General features: G+C 45.3%; 11 protein-coding genes. All 11 read left to right on the top strand.

The annotated features are described in order from the left end of the window. Nucleotides 1-1157, top strand: a 1157-nt coding sequence (locus tag AC1DSE_RS16015; protein ID WP_477527886.1) for a sensor histidine kinase, incomplete at its 5' end; no start/stop codon positions are given. Between the two features lie 7 nt (nt 1158-1164). Further along, nucleotides 1165-2691, top strand: a complete 1527-nt coding sequence (locus tag AC1DSE_RS16010; RefSeq protein WP_477527885.1) for a response regulator transcription factor — start codon at nt 1165-1167, stop codon at nt 2689-2691. A 69-nt stretch (nt 2692-2760) separates the two neighbouring features. Continuing rightward, nucleotides 2761-4902, top strand: a complete 2142-nt coding sequence (locus AC1DSE_RS16005) for a glycoside hydrolase family 36 protein (protein WP_477527884.1) — start codon at nt 2761-2763, stop codon at nt 4900-4902. A gap of 3 nt (nt 4903-4905) precedes the next feature. Beyond that, nucleotides 4906-7695: a hypothetical protein gene (locus tag AC1DSE_RS16000; protein ID WP_477509225.1), complete on the top strand. Its 2790-nt coding sequence runs from the start codon at nt 4906-4908 to the stop codon at nt 7693-7695. A gap of 177 nt (nt 7696-7872) precedes the next feature. After that, nucleotides 7873-9717 carry a right-handed parallel beta-helix repeat-containing protein gene (locus AC1DSE_RS15995; protein WP_477509224.1) on the top strand — a complete coding sequence of 615 codons (1845 nt, stop codon included), beginning with the start codon at nt 7873-7875 and terminating at the stop codon, nt 9715-9717. Nucleotide 9718: 1 nt separating this feature from the next. Further along, nucleotides 9719-10651, top strand: coding sequence for an ABC transporter permease (locus AC1DSE_RS15990; protein ID WP_477509223.1), 933 nt, complete (start codon nt 9719-9721; stop codon nt 10649-10651). A 12-nt stretch (nt 10652-10663) separates the two neighbouring features. Beyond that, on the top strand, nt 10664-11542 hold the full coding sequence (locus tag AC1DSE_RS15985) for a carbohydrate ABC transporter permease (protein WP_430062424.1): 879 nt from the start codon (nt 10664-10666) through the stop codon (nt 11540-11542). 58 nt (nt 11543-11600) lie between these two features. Next, nucleotides 11601-13196, top strand: coding sequence for an extracellular solute-binding protein (locus AC1DSE_RS15980; protein ID WP_477527883.1), 1596 nt, complete (start codon nt 11601-11603; stop codon nt 13194-13196). Nucleotides 13197-13316: 120 nt separating this feature from the next. Then, nucleotides 13317-14270: a glycoside hydrolase family 43 protein gene (locus tag AC1DSE_RS15975; protein ID WP_477509221.1), complete on the top strand. Its 954-nt coding sequence runs from the start codon at nt 13317-13319 to the stop codon at nt 14268-14270. A 269-nt stretch (nt 14271-14539) separates the two neighbouring features. Next, nucleotides 14540-15310, top strand: coding sequence for a glycoside hydrolase family 2 TIM barrel-domain containing protein (locus tag AC1DSE_RS15970; protein WP_477509220.1), 771 nt, complete (start codon nt 14540-14542; stop codon nt 15308-15310). 7 nt (nt 15311-15317) lie between these two features. Beyond that, entirely contained in the window at nt 15318-16028 is a 711-nt protein-coding gene (locus tag AC1DSE_RS15965; RefSeq protein WP_477509219.1) for a glycoside hydrolase family 2 TIM barrel-domain containing protein, read from the top strand. Nucleotides 16029-16090 lie beyond the last annotated feature (62 nt).

Here is a 16090-nt window from a genome sequence, read left to right as displayed (position 1 = left end):
AAGCAGAGCTCTATATTATGAACGAGAGCGGCGATCTCATTGGCTCTTCGACTAATAATCCCGATTTTGAACAAATATATGCCCAGACTAGAACGAATCAGGATCACAAAGTCATCGATTTTCAAATGAACGGCATCAATTACTTGTACCAGTCTCTCCCGATCAAAAGCTTGGGTTGGAAGTTCGTTGCATTAATTAATGAGGATAAGCTGGTGGGAAAGGCATCAATCATTCAGTATATCGTGATTTCGGCTATAGCGATCATGGTTCTAATCGTCATCTGGGTCGCGATCTCCTTTAATATTCGTTTAACCCATCCCATTACTAAGATGGCTGATATTTTCGATAGCGCAGCGAGCGGTGACCTGGATGCCAGGTTGAGATTCGGCTATAAGAATGAAATTACTATTATTCAGGACCACTATAACAATATGATGAATGAAATCAAGAAGCTTACGGACAATCTGCTGCAATCACAGCAGCAGCTCTATGAAACAGAAATGGAGAAACGAATGTTTCAGTTAAATGGGCTCCAAAGCCAAATTAATTCTCATTTTTTGTATAACGTGCTTCACTCTATAAGAGGCATGGCCTTGTCCAACGCAAAGAGGGAGGTAGCTGTCGCAATTGACAATCTCGTCTCTTATTTCCGCTACATTACACGTACGGATGAATTTGTTCTTCTGCACAAAGAGCTGGAGCACCTGGAGCGATACATAGATATTCAAAAAATAAGATTTGGAGAACGGCTGCAGTTTAAAGTAATCATAGATCAGGGTCTCGGAGCCCGTTCGATCGTGAAGCTCATTCTTCAGCCGCTTGTGGAAAACGCCTTATTTCATGGTCTCGAAGGAAAGACAGGGCGATGGATCATTCACATCCATGCGACTATCAAAGAGGAGAATCAATTGCTAATCAAGGTGATGGATAACGGAGTCGGAATGAGTGAGGAACGCTTGATGCACATGCGGCAAGAGTTTGAAAGCATGAATAAGAACTCATCCGAAACCGCAGGGCTGGGACAAGGAATCGGGCTCGTCAATATTCATAAAAGAATTCAAATCTATTATGGCAAGCCCTATGGACTATCCATCAAGAGTTGGAAAAATAGGGGGACGGTTGTGACGGTCAGCGTACCGCTTAAAGCGAAAGGGTGAGTAAACGATGTACAAGTTGATCCTCGTTGATGATGAGCCGTGGATATTGAAGGATATGGAACAAATTGTGGATTGGGAAGCACTCGGCTTTCAAATTGTAGCGAAATTAAACGACGTACATATGGCTGAAAGCCTATTGAAGCGGCAATCGATCGATATCGTGATCAGCGATATTCGTATGCCAGGGAAAAGTGGCTTGGATTTATTGTCTTTCGTGAACCATGTTTCTCCCCATACGCTGGTGGTGTTCATGAGCGCATACAGTGAATTCAGCTACGCGAAACAAGCGCTGGAGCTGGGCTGCTTTGCCTATCTGCTTAAACCTGTCAACGAACAGGAATTGCGGGATACGTTAAATAATTGCAGCAATCGGTTAGCTAAACGTGATCGGGATCAGCGCGTACTTCAAACCTACCACAACTCCATGCTGTTTTTGGAAATGATCGAGAAGGGATTAACCGTACAACAAGTATCCAAGTTGTTAAAAGGTTTGGGAGTTGAAATGGGAACCRGAGCAGGAGCAGGATATGCCTTTGCTATCGTTAAAAGCAAAACAGCCATATCGGAGCAATCCTTGCTGAGTTCGGATCGATTGCTGCAAGAGCATGGTGTTGCTTTATTCCGTGCCATGGCGAGTCCACTCAAATGGACGTATTTATTAAGCCGTTCTGACATGGATTCGAATACGTTTAAGTCATTATATAAACACATACTAACCATGGCCGCAGAGTTTCAATGGGATGTAGGAATAAGTCTGTCGAACGACTCCGACAGTCAAATCGCAAAATATTACAACCAAGCGAATATGATGGCTGAAACCTCGAGCTTGAACCGCAGGATAGGCGTTTACCGCTATAGGCCGAGAGTAAACGCGGCATTGCCGTCTATCATGGAGCGGATAGGCAAAGCAACAAAGCTTGAGCATCTGGAAGCGGCGTTATTCGATTTACATAGAGGAATCGCCAAAGATCAAATTCATTTAAGTGGGCTAGTTGAAATCTATAATTTTTTTGTCGTGGTGATCAAGAACTTCTCTTCGTCGACCCAATCATTTGCTGAGGACTCTATTACCGTTCAAGATCTGGTCCTCCACTATGGCAATCCCCATGATTTGCTTGTACAAATGAGAATGTTAATTGACGAGCATAAGAAGAAACCGTCGGAGTTAACAACATTTCCAATCGTTGAGGAGATTATCAAGGACATCGAACGACGATATGCGCACAAACTATCTCTCAAAGAGTTTGCCCAGCAGTACTTTATTAGCCCAAACTATTTGAGTCATCTGTTTAAACAGGAGAAGGGTCAAAGCTTTATCCATTTCCTCATTCAGAAAAGGCTTGATGCGGCTATTACGCTATTGAAAGAGGATATATCACTATATGATGTCGGAAAGTTAGTTGGATATGAAGATTATGCCCATTTCAGCAAGCTATTCAAGAAACATCTAGGTCAATCGCCGCTAGAGTACAAACAGCGCATTGACAATAAAAACATCGTCCACAAGAAACCACAACCAAATCTCTTTGATTAATACATAGAAATGCCTTCGAGCCCGTGTCACAATGAGAACCATCAATCAAGAATAGAGGGTGAATGAAAAGTGACAAGGGCCTATGGTATGGAGATGGATACGATGGAAGTGCTGAGTTGGATTAGAATTTATGAAAATGGAATTTATTTAGAGATACAGATTGCCGAATGCGGAGATGTCCGTCTGGTTCATTTGTCTCCCTTCCCAGCGAATGAAGATGTACGAGGAACAGAGGAGGTACGAGGAACGCGCCGAATCGTCGAACTGCAAGTGACGGGTGAAGATCGGAACGATCATCATGCGTCTAAATACACAGGGACAATGCCGGGAGGTAGGCTGAAGTACGATTGCCACAGAGATTTCTATAACGAAAGTGGAAGAAAACTTGAAGTGGTTATGGAAGATAGGGGTATGTGGGTGACGGTTCAMTATCAATTTTATAACGATATCCCTGTCATCCGAGCTTGGACGGAGGTCGTCAATCAGAGTTTGAATTCCATTCCGATGGAATACGTCTCCTCGTTTACAGTGACAGGTATCTCGGGCGGAAGCCGCGGGTCATGGGAAACCAAAAGTCGACTTCATATTGCACATAATGCTTGGCACGGAGAGCTGCAGTGGAGAAGTTATAGGCTATCCGAGCTAGGTTTAACGAAAGTAAACGATTTTTCGATCAAAAGACTTTCGTACAACAATTCGGGAACCTGGTCTTCCGCCGATCTTCATCCGATGGGTGGATATGAAAATATTGAGGCGGGAATGGCCATGTGCTGGCAAATCGAGCATAACGGTTCTTGGCATTGGGAGATTAGCGATAAGGCGAATGATCAGCTCTATTTGCAATTAAGCGGCCCTACAGAAAATGAAAGCCATTGGTGGAAAAATGTCGCGCCAGGTGAAGCATTTATGTCCGTTCCTGCGGCAATTGCGATTGTCAAAGGAGGGTTCGAACAGGGAATTGTGGAATTGACGCGTTATCGGCGAGAAATCCGTCGTTGGAATGAAGACAATGAGCGGCTTCCCGTTATTTTCAATGATTACATGAATTGTTTATTCGCTGATCCAACGACCGAGAAGATTTTACCCTTAGTCGATGCGGCTGCTTCGGCGGGTTGCGAATATTATTGCATCGATGCTGGCTGGTATGCGGATGGCGAATGGTGGAGCGATGTAGGGCTTTGGCAACCGTCACAAAGGCGTTTCCCAGGCGGATTGCAGGAGGTGCTCGACTACATCCGAGCGAARGGTTTAATCCCGGGACTTTGGCTGGAACTTGAAGTCATGGGCATTCATTGCCCCTTAGCGCAGCAAGTGTCGGATGAATGGTTTTTCATGCGACATGGCAAACGGGTCATTGATCACGGCAGGTATCAATTGGATTATCGACATCCCGAAGTCATTCAATATGCAGATGAAGTAATCGATCGCCTAGTGACGGAGTACAAGGTCGGTTACATCAAAATGGACTATAACATTAATGCAGGCATTGGAACTGAGGTTAACGCCGATAGCTTCGGCGATGGCTTGCTTCAGCATAATCGTGCCTACCTGCGCTGGCTTGATAGCGTATTTGCTCGTTATCCGGATTTGGTAATCGAGAATTGTGGAAGCGGCGGTTTGCGTATGGATTATGCTTTGCTCGCCAGGCACAGCGTGCAGTCCATTAGCGATCAGATGGATTACCGCAAGTTTGCGGCGATATCTGCTGCTGCTCCTACGGCGCTCACACCAGAGCAATCCGCTGCTTGGTCATATCCGCTGAAGGATGGAGATCGGGAAGAGGTCATCTTTAACATGGTGAACGGCATGTTAATGCGAGTTCATCAGAGCGGGCACTTGTCAGACATTGCATCGGATCGCTTTGAACTGATTCGCGAAGGAATTTCCTATTACAAGAGTATCCGAGCATCCATTCCGAAGGCTCTTCCATTTTGGCCGATTGGCTTGCCTAAGCATGGCGATCATTGGCTTAGCCTTGGATTAAGATGCGGTGATAAGGCTTATGTGGCTGTTTGGAGATTGGAAGGCGGAACGAAAGAGGCGAGATTTCCTATTCCGGATTGTGACGGCAAGAAAGTAACGGTTCGATGTGGGTTTCCTCAGTATGAGAACCGTAGTTGGAGCTGGAGTCAGCTTGAGAATGCGTTAGTTGTTACACTTCCAACGGAATTTACGGCACGCCTGTATGAGTTGCACATTGAGGAGGAGTAGCCAATGGCCAAAAAGTGTGTCTTTGTTGCATGGATATTCGTTATAGCAATGATTGTCTTCGTTCATAATGACAGGGCTTACGCAGCGGGTACGACCTATTATGTAAGCAGTTCGACGGGCAATGATCAAAATAACGGGACGAGCGCAGGCACTCCTTGGCAAACTTTGGCTAAAATTTCTAATCTTACGTTTAATCCTGGCGATAAACTATTATTAAAATCAGGTGACACTTGGAATGAAAGCGTTACCTTAAACGGTTCGGGAACGAGTCTGCTTCCGATCCAAATTACCGCCTATGGCAGCGGGAGCAAACCCATTATTCGATCTTCGGCCCCGGCTGTGGTGAGCATGACGAATGAGAGTGGTTGGATCATTTCGGGATTGGACATAGAGTGTACAACGACGAATGCGCTAACTAGCTCGACTACAACGAACAGAGCGATCGTTATTACTTATAATGCTGAAGGAGCCTGGTCCAATATCACGATAGATGGAAACCTTGTTCGCGGTCCTGGAATAAACAGCAATTCGGAAGGCATTCTGATTTCGGCGGTTTATCCGACAAACAAGCATAGCGAAGTCGCACGAAATATCGTTATTAGCCATAATGAAATCTATATGCTCGGTTGGAGAGCAATCGGAGTTGCCGGTTGGGATAGCACCTTATCAGATAATCATAAAAGCTCCGCGTTATTCCGCAATGTTAAGGTTCACAATAATGTGGCATCTCAGCTTGGAAACCAAGGGATCGTCATCGGGAATTCGAATCATAGCACGATAAAATGGAACCTCGTACATGATGCTGGTCAATATGCCGGAACAGGGGTCACCTGGGGACCGGGGGGAATTTGGCCAGTCGCAAGCTCATATGTTGATGTCATGTTTAACGAGGTCTACAATATGTCCGACAGCAACACGGGGCATGATGCATCCGGATTAAACATTGATTGGTCTAATGAATATATCAACGTACAATATAATTACGCTCACGATAATAAAGGCAACGGCGTAACGACGATGGCGAACATTAATTCGAGAATCACTGACAATAAAGTGAAGGGCAACCGCGGAGAAACCTCTATCGGATCGGGCCAAATCGCATTAAGCGACTTTACAGCGGATACGGGGAGATATTCAGGCTTGAAAAATCTCGTTGTCGCAAATAATTTAATCGTAGTGGATCAAGCGAATACGAGTGCGTTAAGCAGCAAAGATGCGTCACCCGGGGACCCTTGGTCGGGAGATTCGTTCCAGAATAATCGGATCATTATGGCGAACGGAACTTCGGGAACTTCAGCTTATAAAATTGGGTTAAGTGCACCGGTTGATCTTATCAATGACAATCGATTCTATCAGGTAAGCGGGACGGCATTACAAGCTGAAAGGTTTGGGGTCAGCTACAACACGATGGCGGCATGGAGAAGCGCATCCGGATTCGATCTAGGCAGTACCATCTCCGCATTGGATAGTGTGGCGCCAGGTAATCCGTCCGGGGGATTGGCAGCTTGGAATAGCGGAAGCTTAGGCATATCGTTATCTTGGACGGCAGCTTCCGATACGGGTTCAGGACTTAATCACTACAATATTTACCGTTCAACGACCCCAAACTTTACGCCTGCCTACAGTAATATGGTTGGAGAATCAACGACAGCAAACTTTACCGACCGGCAAGAGCTTCAAAGCGGCACGGCCTATTATTATTTGATTGAAGCCGAAGATAACAATGGAAATATTAGTTCAGGCACAACGTCGGCAGGCGCGACCAGCGGAACCATTCCGGCATTCACAAGAAAGTATGAAGCGATTAAGGACGTCGGGGCGATCTCGCAGGGACCGGTTTGGTACTATCACAAATGGAATGGCACGACTTATACGCCATTGGCAAATTACTACTCTCCTTGGAGAATGTGGCGGGACGGCTCAACTTTCTTAAGCGTAGGGGAAAATGTGCAATCTCCAGATGGCAGCGATTCTGTAAGAACATGGTTAGCGCCGGAGGACGGCGAAATTACGCTCTCGTCAAACGAAACCATTCACATGTTGAACACGGGGGCGGGAGCGGATGGCGTAAACGTGAAGATTTTGAAAAACAACGCGCAAATTTGGCCGGCGAGCGGCTGGCAGCAGGTCATCTACGGAACGACAGTATCGTCCCCCTCAATAACGCTCGATGTGATTAAGGGCGATGCGATACGTTTTGTTGTGAATCAGAATTCGAACAATTTTTACGATACTGTTTATTGGAATCCTATCGTAACCTATAATTCCATTTATTTATTATCCGAAAATTTCGAGAGCTCCACAGGAAGATGGACCGTGCAATCGGGCAGTTGGTCGGTCGTGACAGATAGCGCCAGTAAGAAATACAGGCAGACGGACTATTCAGGGAGCCTTGCAACGGCAGGGATCGACTCGTGGAGCAACTACACGTTAGCTAGCGATATTCAAATAAGCAATACCGCGGGAAGCGGCGGTTTCGCGAATCTGGTATTTCGTGTAACGAATGCAAACAATAAATATTTTGTCTATATCGGTAATATGCATGGGATCGCGATCAAGAAAACGATAGCGGGAACCCAGACGGAGCTGGCATCGAAAGCTTATACGATCAATGTCGGGACGACTTATCGCGTGTCAGTTGAAGTTATTGGAAATCAAATGAACTTGTATGTGGATGGCATTCTTCAACTAAGTGCAACAGATCCTGCTTTTACGTTCAGCAAGGGGAGGATTGGGTTAGAAACGTATAATGCGACTGTGCTATACGATAACGTTATACTCACTGAGCTATAGGAACGTAGGACGCCTCGATCACCGATCGGGGCATTTTTTTTGAATAAGCATCCATGCAACATCGTAACAAACTACATCCAATGTTCTATTCTCAGCACATATTAAGGGAAGGCCGTCTATGGCACAATCAATATAGCAAGAGAGTTAACAGGGTGGATAGAGAGAGGAGGCAGGTGAGTGGAGCGCGTAAAGAATGATGATACAGCCGTGAGCATGTCTGAAATCTCAATCAGTGTTCCGGAATGGAGTGAATATAAGAGAGTTAGCGTCGCTGATTTCGGTGCTAGATCCGAGGAAGGGTATTGTAACGGTAGTGCCTTTCAGAATGCCATTGATTATTGCAAACGGGAACATTCGTCCGAGCTTGTCGTCCCTTCGGGAATATATCGATTTTATAATGGCAATCATCCTATATTCGAAGGGATGCACGATTTTCAGTTCGATGGTGGCGGCTCTGAATTCATCTTTTCTACGGTGGAAGTCTTCTTTACCATAAGGAATTGCGTACGGACGATATTCAAAAATTTCACTGTCGATTGGGACTGGGAAAGCGGGCAATTGGCAAGCATCGGACTAGTAAGGGAAGTAGCCTCAGACAGCACTTATTTCGATCTTCACTTTCCGGAGTATTCGCAAGCGCCGAGCGATCTGAACATACGGACATTAAACGCGATGAACCCGCTGACGTTATCTGCAGGCTGCGAGTTAGGTCGTGAATTCCACAAAACCCATTTCCGGAATATTAGTCGCCAGGATCTCAATACGTTCCGAATTGCACTGTCCAACCCCGAAGAATTTCGCTTTCTGAATCCAGGGCAAGCTTACATCGTACGTCATTACATTTATGACGCGAACGCTTTCGAACTTAAAAGCAATCAGCATTTGCAAATCGAGCATGTAACGATCTATTCTGCGCCAGGACATGCTTTCGTGGCGTCGGGAGATCAACACCATTGGGCGCTGCGACAATGCAGAATTGTGAAACGGCCAGGAACGACGCGTTGCATTTCCGTCACGGCAGATGGCTGCCATATCAGTAATTCGCTAGGTTACTTTATGATTGAAAACTGCGATTTCAGCTACAACGGCGACGATTGCCTGAACATTCACGATAATTCAGTTCAGGGTTTTAAGCGAATCGATGATCGGACCTTACGTTTAATTCGTGTGCTAGCATGGCGTAATCCCTTTGCAGTAGGGGACGAAGTTGAGTTTCGAAATGAAGATTTGTCGCCTGCCGAGATCACGGAGCGTATCGCAGACGTGGAATGGAACAAGGAGTATAACACCTGCACGCTTACCTTTGAAAAACCGATCCCAGCCGAGGTTTCAGAACGCGCGATACTTTTTAATCGAAGATATGATTCCAGCAACTATATCGTTCGCAATAATTTCTTTCACCATAACCGCGCAAGAGGGATATTGCTACATTCCAGCAACGGCTTGGTGGAGAACAATCATTTCTTTATGAATCAAGGGTCAGCGATTCAAATTGAGTGCGGTTCCGAGTCTCGCTGGTCGGAAGGATTTGGAGTAAGCAATCTGCGTATCCGCAATAATTTGATTGACAGCTGCGATGTGAATCACTGGAACATGGCCGTTATCTACATGGGTGTATATCTTGCCATGGGTAGAACGCAATATGCGGTCTTTGACCGAGTGTGGATCGAGAATAATACAATTATCAATTGTCCGCAGCAAGCGGTTTATGCTTCATCCTGCAGAAGGGTATATATCCGCAATAATGCCATTCTAAATTCCAATGCTATGAGGCTCAAATCGCATGCCGATGGAGATGAGAATGCATTGCTCCACCCGGAATATTATCAGGGAAGTTTAATGGCAAGCCATTGTAAAGAGGTTTGGATCGAGAACAACAGAAGATTGTCCACGGTTGAAACAACAGAGGATCATATTTATATTGATGATGCGACTAGCACAAATGTGAATTTGCTTAATAACATCGGATTCAATAGAGACGACAGCCGGTTCAGGCTGCAGAAGAAGACGGGTGAGCTATAATATGGCGACAATTGGGGCGATAGCCGTAGCGGGTAAGGATGTACGCAGAAGAATAGTCAAATATAAAATGCTGTATCTCATGCTGCTTCCTGCCGTTGCGTTTTTAATTATATTTAGTTACATCCCCATGTATGGTGCATCGATCGCATTTAAAGAATTTTGGATTACGAAAGGAATTTTAGGCAGTCCATGGGTAGGATTTAAGCACTTCGAACAAATTTTCGCGACCGATAAGTTTTGGCAGGTTTTTACCAACACGATTGAAATCAATTTAATGCGTCTCCTATTTGGATTTCCTGCTCCGATTATTCTGGCTATTCTTTTAAATGAAGTAAGGCACAGAATCTTCAAGCGATCGATTCAAACGATTATTTATTTGCCCCACTTCATCTCGTGGGTAACGATCTCGGGTATATTGTTCGCACTGCTGTCTAACGAGGGTTTGGTCAATAGCATTATTGTTCTGTTCGGCGGAGATCCTGTTAATTTCTTGACAAGCAACAGCATGTTCCGGCCACTATTGGTCATTTCAGGAATTTGGAAGGAAGTCGGATGGGGAACGATTATTTTTCTGGCGGCATTGTCCGGTGTCAATCCGGATCTGTATGAGGCATCCGTGATCGATGGTGCTAACCGCTGGAAACAGATTGTTCACATTACATTGCCAAGCTTGCTGCCGATCATATCGATTTTGTTAATATTGAATTTTGGCAGCATGATGAGCGGTGGTTTCGACCAAGTGTTTAATATGTACAACCCGATGGTCTATGAAAGCGGCGATGTTATCGATACCTACGTTTACCGGATCGGGCTGACGCAAGGACAGTATAGCATGGCAACCGCAATCGGGTTATTCTTAAACGTAATCAATTTTGTTCTTCTTATCGCGGTAAACAGCGCGGCTAAAAAAATGAACGGACATGGCATTTACTGAGGTGATTGAATAATGGTGCGATCTACGAGTGTTTCTGGGAAAATATTTGACATACTGAACATCATTTTTTTAGTTTTCATGGCTTGTATTATGCTTTACCCGTTCTGGCATGTACTTGTTGGATCCGTACTGCCGTATGAAGAAGCAGTCAAAACGAGATTTAATATCATTCCGCGAAGTATTTCTTTTGAAGCCTATGAATACGTTTTCTCGAAAAATACGATTCTTATGTCGGTTGTGGTTTCCGTATTCGTTACGGTTATTGGTACGCTATACCAGCTTTTGATTACATCTATTGCGGCATATCCGTTGACGAAACAAGATCTTCCGGGTAGAACCGCTATCTTTCTCTTTATCATATTCACGATGTTTTTTGGCGGGGGGCTAATTCCTTATTACTTGCTAATCAAGAGCCTTGGGATGGTAAATAGTTTGGCCGTTATGATCATTCCGGCAGCGTTAAGCACGTATAACTTGATTGTGCTCAAAACATTTTTTCAAAATATCCCAATTGATCTGGAGGAATCAGCAAAAATCGATGGGGCTGGTTATATGAGAGTGTTCTTCCAGATCATCATCCCCTTATCGTTTCCTGCTCTGGCAACTATCGCATTATTTATCGCGGTTGGTCAATGGAACAACTGGTACGTTCCGATGTTGTTTCTTAACGATAAGGAACTATGGCCGTTAGCGATGGTGTTAAGGGATGTTCTGATTAATAACAATATGGAATTGACCCGAAGCGGCAGCTTCGTAAGCAAGGATTTCATGCTGGGTGACACCATTAAGAATGCGATTGTAATGGTTTCTGTCATTCCCATCATCATTGTATATCCTTTCATTCAGAAGCACTTTGTTAAAGGGGTGATGATTGGATCAATCAAGAGTTGAAAGTCAGTCAGATTACTAGAATGAATTAATTATTCATTAAAGGGGAGTAGTGAACAACATGTTGAATAGAAAGAAAGGTCTCATTTTATTGCTTGCAGTTGTGTTGTTATTTGTTGGGATTATTGCAGGATGTGGAAGCAATAATGAGAAAAACGAAGCGGGTGAGTCTTCTTCAACTGCAAGCCCAAGTTCTAAACCAGTCGTTGAAAATACAAAGCCTGTTGAATTATCCGTATTTAGTTGGATGTTCGAGGGAGCTGACTCGCAGGATTCTCAAATCTATAAGTACTTGCAGGAAAAGCTCAACATCCGCTTGAAGCCGATTACAGCTTCGTGGAATGACTGGGAAGAGAAGCTGAACGTGATGATTGCCTCTGGGGAGATGCCCGATGTATTTGTCTCCTACGGCGTTGACCGTCCGGTTCAATATCGTCAGTGGATTAAAGAGAGCATGCTTCTTCCGCTTTCAGATTACTCAGAGCAGTATCCGAATATTAAAGCGTCGCTGGCCAACTTTGAACATTTAGCTAAAACGACCGACAACAAACATTATGCGCTCCCTATATTCAATGAATCCGGAAGCGGCAAGATGGCGGTGAGCGGTCACAATATTCTAATTCGTAAGGATTGGCTGGATAAGCTAAATCTAGAAGTACCAAAGACGATCGATGAGTTCTATACGGTTGCTAAGGCATTTGCCGAGGGTGATCCAGACGGCAATAACAAGAAGGATACGTACGGTTATTCCTCCAGCGCTGGAGGGATTTGGTGGCAATATCCACTGTTCAACGCTTTCGACACGAGCACTGATAGGTGGGAGAAGAAAGATGGGCAATGGGCGCCGGAGGTGCTTTCCGATGAAACGAGAGACGGGCTTTCTTTTCTAAACCAGCTTTACAAGGAAAAAATTCTTGATCCTGAGTTTATGTTGAATACAGATGATCAGAAAATCGAGAAATTCATAACGGGCAAAGTCGGAATCATGATTCATAACGCAAATGCGACCTTCTATAATGATTTTTATGATAAGTTCAAGCAGGCATATCCCAATGCCGATCCGAAGTCGATTTTCACATGGGTAGGTACCTTGGTAGGGAAAACAGGCGCTCAGCGAATGGATGGCTTCAATAACTTCTGGGCGGAAACGTCTATTAATGCGAACATCTCGGATGAGAAAAAGAAAAAAGCGTTGGATTTGCTAGACTACCTACTCTCAAGTGAAGGGCAGCAGCTAATGATGAACGGTATTGAAGGGGTCCACTACAGCAAAGACGGAGATAAAATCACACCCCTCATGACGGATGAAGAAAAGGGCAAAGATAAAGCCTTTTCATTAAAAGCATTGGTTTCTTGGAATTCGGACTTCCTAGCCGACAGTACGCCTAATAAAGAGGACATTGTAGCAATGGCAAAATCGACAGGCGACTTCGCCGTTCCGAATCCGTTAGCTTATTTAAACATTAATCCAGAGGAACTCGATCCGAGTATTCCAAGCCAGCTGAATGATTTGGTAAATGAAAAATTCGTAAAAATAATTGTGGAATCCAAAGACGTTCCTGCGGATTTCGCTTCCTTCAAGGAAGAGTGGTYGTCTAAAGGCGGTACGAAAGTGATTGAAGCAACGAATAAGCAAGCGCAAGCGGAAGGTCGCTAAATCCGCGAGAAAGCTCGTTTAGTGTAGGAAGAGACCTTGCTGGAGCCGAATTTATCAGCAAGGTCTCTTTAATTGGGCGTAAATTACATATTTGCAACGCTAAGAGTGGAGGTTGTTGGAATGATAAAGTATGAGGATTTTCAGCCGGGCGAATTGTGGCTGGATACGAATGGAAAGCCTATTCAGGCACATGGCGGCAGTATATTATTCGATAACGGTAAGTATTACTGGTATGGAGAGAATAAAGACGGTCCGAACAGTTTAGGTCGGATCGGTATTCAGCGCGTAGACATCATTGGCATATCCTGCTACTCTTCAAGTGATTTATACAACTGGACATTCGAAGGCATCGTGTTGCCTGCGGTTTCCGATGATCCGAATCACGACCTTCATCCGTCTAAAGTAGCGGAACGTCCGAAGGTTCTGAAGAACGATCGGACTGGTCAATACGTCATGTGGCTTCATATTGATAGTGAGGACTATACGCTGGCTAAAACCGGCGTGGCCGTAAGTGAAAATCCAGCGGGACCATTTGAATACGTGGGAAGCAAGCGTCCTAACGACGTGGATAGCCGTGATATGACATTATTTAAAGACGACGATGGAACGGCGTATTTAATTCATTCGTCTGACTGGAACAAAACCCTGATCATTTCGAGGTTAACGGATGATTATACAGATTTGAATGGCGAGTTTACGAAAGCGTTCATCGACCAGTCCCGGGAAGCGCCGGCGGTGTTTAAACATGCGGGGAAGTATTACTTGTTATCCTCGGGTTGTACGGGGTGGTATCCCAATGCGGCTCTCGTTGCCGAGTCGGATCGAATGATGGGACGGTGGGAGCTAAGGGATAATCCGTTAAGTGGACCAAATGCCCGGAAGACGTTTTATGCGCAGAGCACGTATGTGTTTCCTGTTCAGGGATTGGAGAACAGCTTTATTTTTATGGCTGACCGATGGCGGCCGGAAGAGCTAGCGGATTCAAGATATGTATGGCTTCCTATCACTTTTATGGAAGATGGGATAGAAATCAAGTGGGCGGATCGCTGGGATTTGAATACGTTTCGAAAATAAATATATGAATGAAGGCCGTTCCTCAGGTAGGAGCGGCCTTATGTTATTGAGCTTAATTAATCGTTCACAATCTCTCCACCATTAAAGTGAATCTGCTTTTTATTCTAATGATCCATGATAAGCATACTTAAATAGGCTTTATTTAAGAGGGATGGGCCTGTCAATTTCCTGAAGGCTCTCGGAAGCATGTCGTTCCCTCGTGTTGGAATAATGAATTAGGCACTTATGAGTAGATTGGCGCGGCGTGGTACCGTACTTATTTTGATAATGTGCAAGAAACGAATATTCGTCTGGTCTTCGAAGGTATTCTTCACCATGCGGATGTGTACGTGGATGGTCAGCATATAGGGTATCATTTTGGTGGGTTTACGCAATTTGCACTACTTCTGCCCCAGCTTGCTCAAGGGAAGCATGAGCTCGTTATTCGAGTGGATAATACGGTGGACTGGCAAACGCTGCCGACATACATTGCGGACTGGCATTCTTACGGGGGGATTATCCGCTCTGTCGAGCTGCAGGAGCTGCCTGATGTGTACATAAACTCGATGAAAATTGATTATCAATTGAAGGATGACTCAGCGGATATTCAACTGCAAATTGAGCTCCATTCACTTAGCAAGGGAGATTGTCAGGTTGAAGAGAGTGCCTTCACGGAGGGGCTTTCACTTTCTGCCTCTCATGTGCAGGTTGCTGCCGGTCAGGCTGTGAGTTTGACGCTTCAGGGGAGCCTTGAGAAGATTCGTAGATGGGATGTAGGTGAGCCTGCGCTTTATACATTTACCGTTCAAGCGGGGGAAGATGATCTCATAGACCGGACAGGGTTCCGCACGGTTGAGGTGCGGGGAAGCGATATTCTGTTAAATGGCAAAAAGCTATACCTCCAAGGCGTGAACCGGCATGAGGAGCATCCCGAGTGGGGATTTGCCTTCCCGCCGAAGCTGATGCTGAAGGATCTCGATATTTTGGCCGACATTTGCTGCAATATCGTGCGCGGATTCGCATTATCCGCAGAGCCAGTTCTGGATCGATTTGCTGGATGAGCACGGGATGCTGCTCTGGAGCGAGATGCCGATGTGGGGCTGTTTTATGAGTAGAGAAACACTGGCAAGTCCTATCTTCATAGAGCGTGGCGTCAAGATGCTGGATGAAATGATCTCCCGAGATTATCATCATCCGTCCATTATTTTCTGGGGAGCCCACAACGAAGTTGATACGCGGACAGAAGAAGCGCTCGAGCTAACGAAAACTTTCGTAGGCAAAATTCGCAGTATGGATAGCAGCAGACTCGTTACCTACGCGACTATGCATCCAGAGCAGGATTTTGTGCTGTCCTATTTCGACGTTATCGGTATTAATAAATACTACGGCTGGTATGAAGGCAGGGTGGATGGATTCAGCAGCATGCTGGAGAACTACTACATTCATGCGGAGAAGCAAGGCGCAGGCGGCAAGCCTGTCATCATGAGCGAGTTCGGCGCAGCGAGTATATTCGGTGATGCGGGCTGGGAGCCGCGCTTGTTTAGCGAAGACTATCAGGCGGATGTCGTGACGCGTGCGTTGAAGATATTCCTCGACGACCCTAGCATCGCCGGTACTCTCATCTGGCACTTCGCCGACATTGGCGTCGATGTCCGAAGCAACCGGCCTTACTTCCGCGATCGCGCGCGAAGCTTTAATAACAAAGGATTGCTAAGCGAATATCGCAAGCCGAAATTGGCTTATCGCTTGGTGAAGGAGATTTATCGGTCGGAGTGGTAAGATTGAGGGAGCAATAGAGTAAAGGTGTAAGGGAGTAAAAGAGTAGGGACTCATCCTAGTGG

The sequence above is a fragment of the Paenibacillus sp. 01L418 genome, from assembly GCF_056400045.1.
This window is presented reverse-complemented; position numbering and strand designations above follow the sequence as displayed.

Excerpts from the sequence above, each read along its gene's own strand:
- AC1DSE_RS16000 (WP_477509225.1), top strand. The coding sequence starts at position 4,906 with ATGGCCAAAAAGTGTGTCTTTGTTGCATGGATATTCGTTATAGCAATG.
- AC1DSE_RS15975 (WP_477509221.1), top strand. The coding sequence starts at position 13,317 with ATGATAAAGTATGAGGATTTTCAGCCGGGCGAATTGTGGCTGGATACG.
- AC1DSE_RS15990 (WP_477509223.1), top strand. The coding sequence starts at position 9,719 with ATGGCGACAATTGGGGCGATAGCCGTAGCGGGTAAGGATGTACGCAGA.
- AC1DSE_RS15985 (WP_430062424.1), top strand. The coding sequence starts at position 10,664 with ATGGTGCGATCTACGAGTGTTTCTGGGAAAATATTTGACATACTGAAC.
- AC1DSE_RS15965 (WP_477509219.1), top strand. The coding sequence starts at position 15,318 with ATGCTGCTCTGGAGCGAGATGCCGATGTGGGGCTGTTTTATGAGTAGA.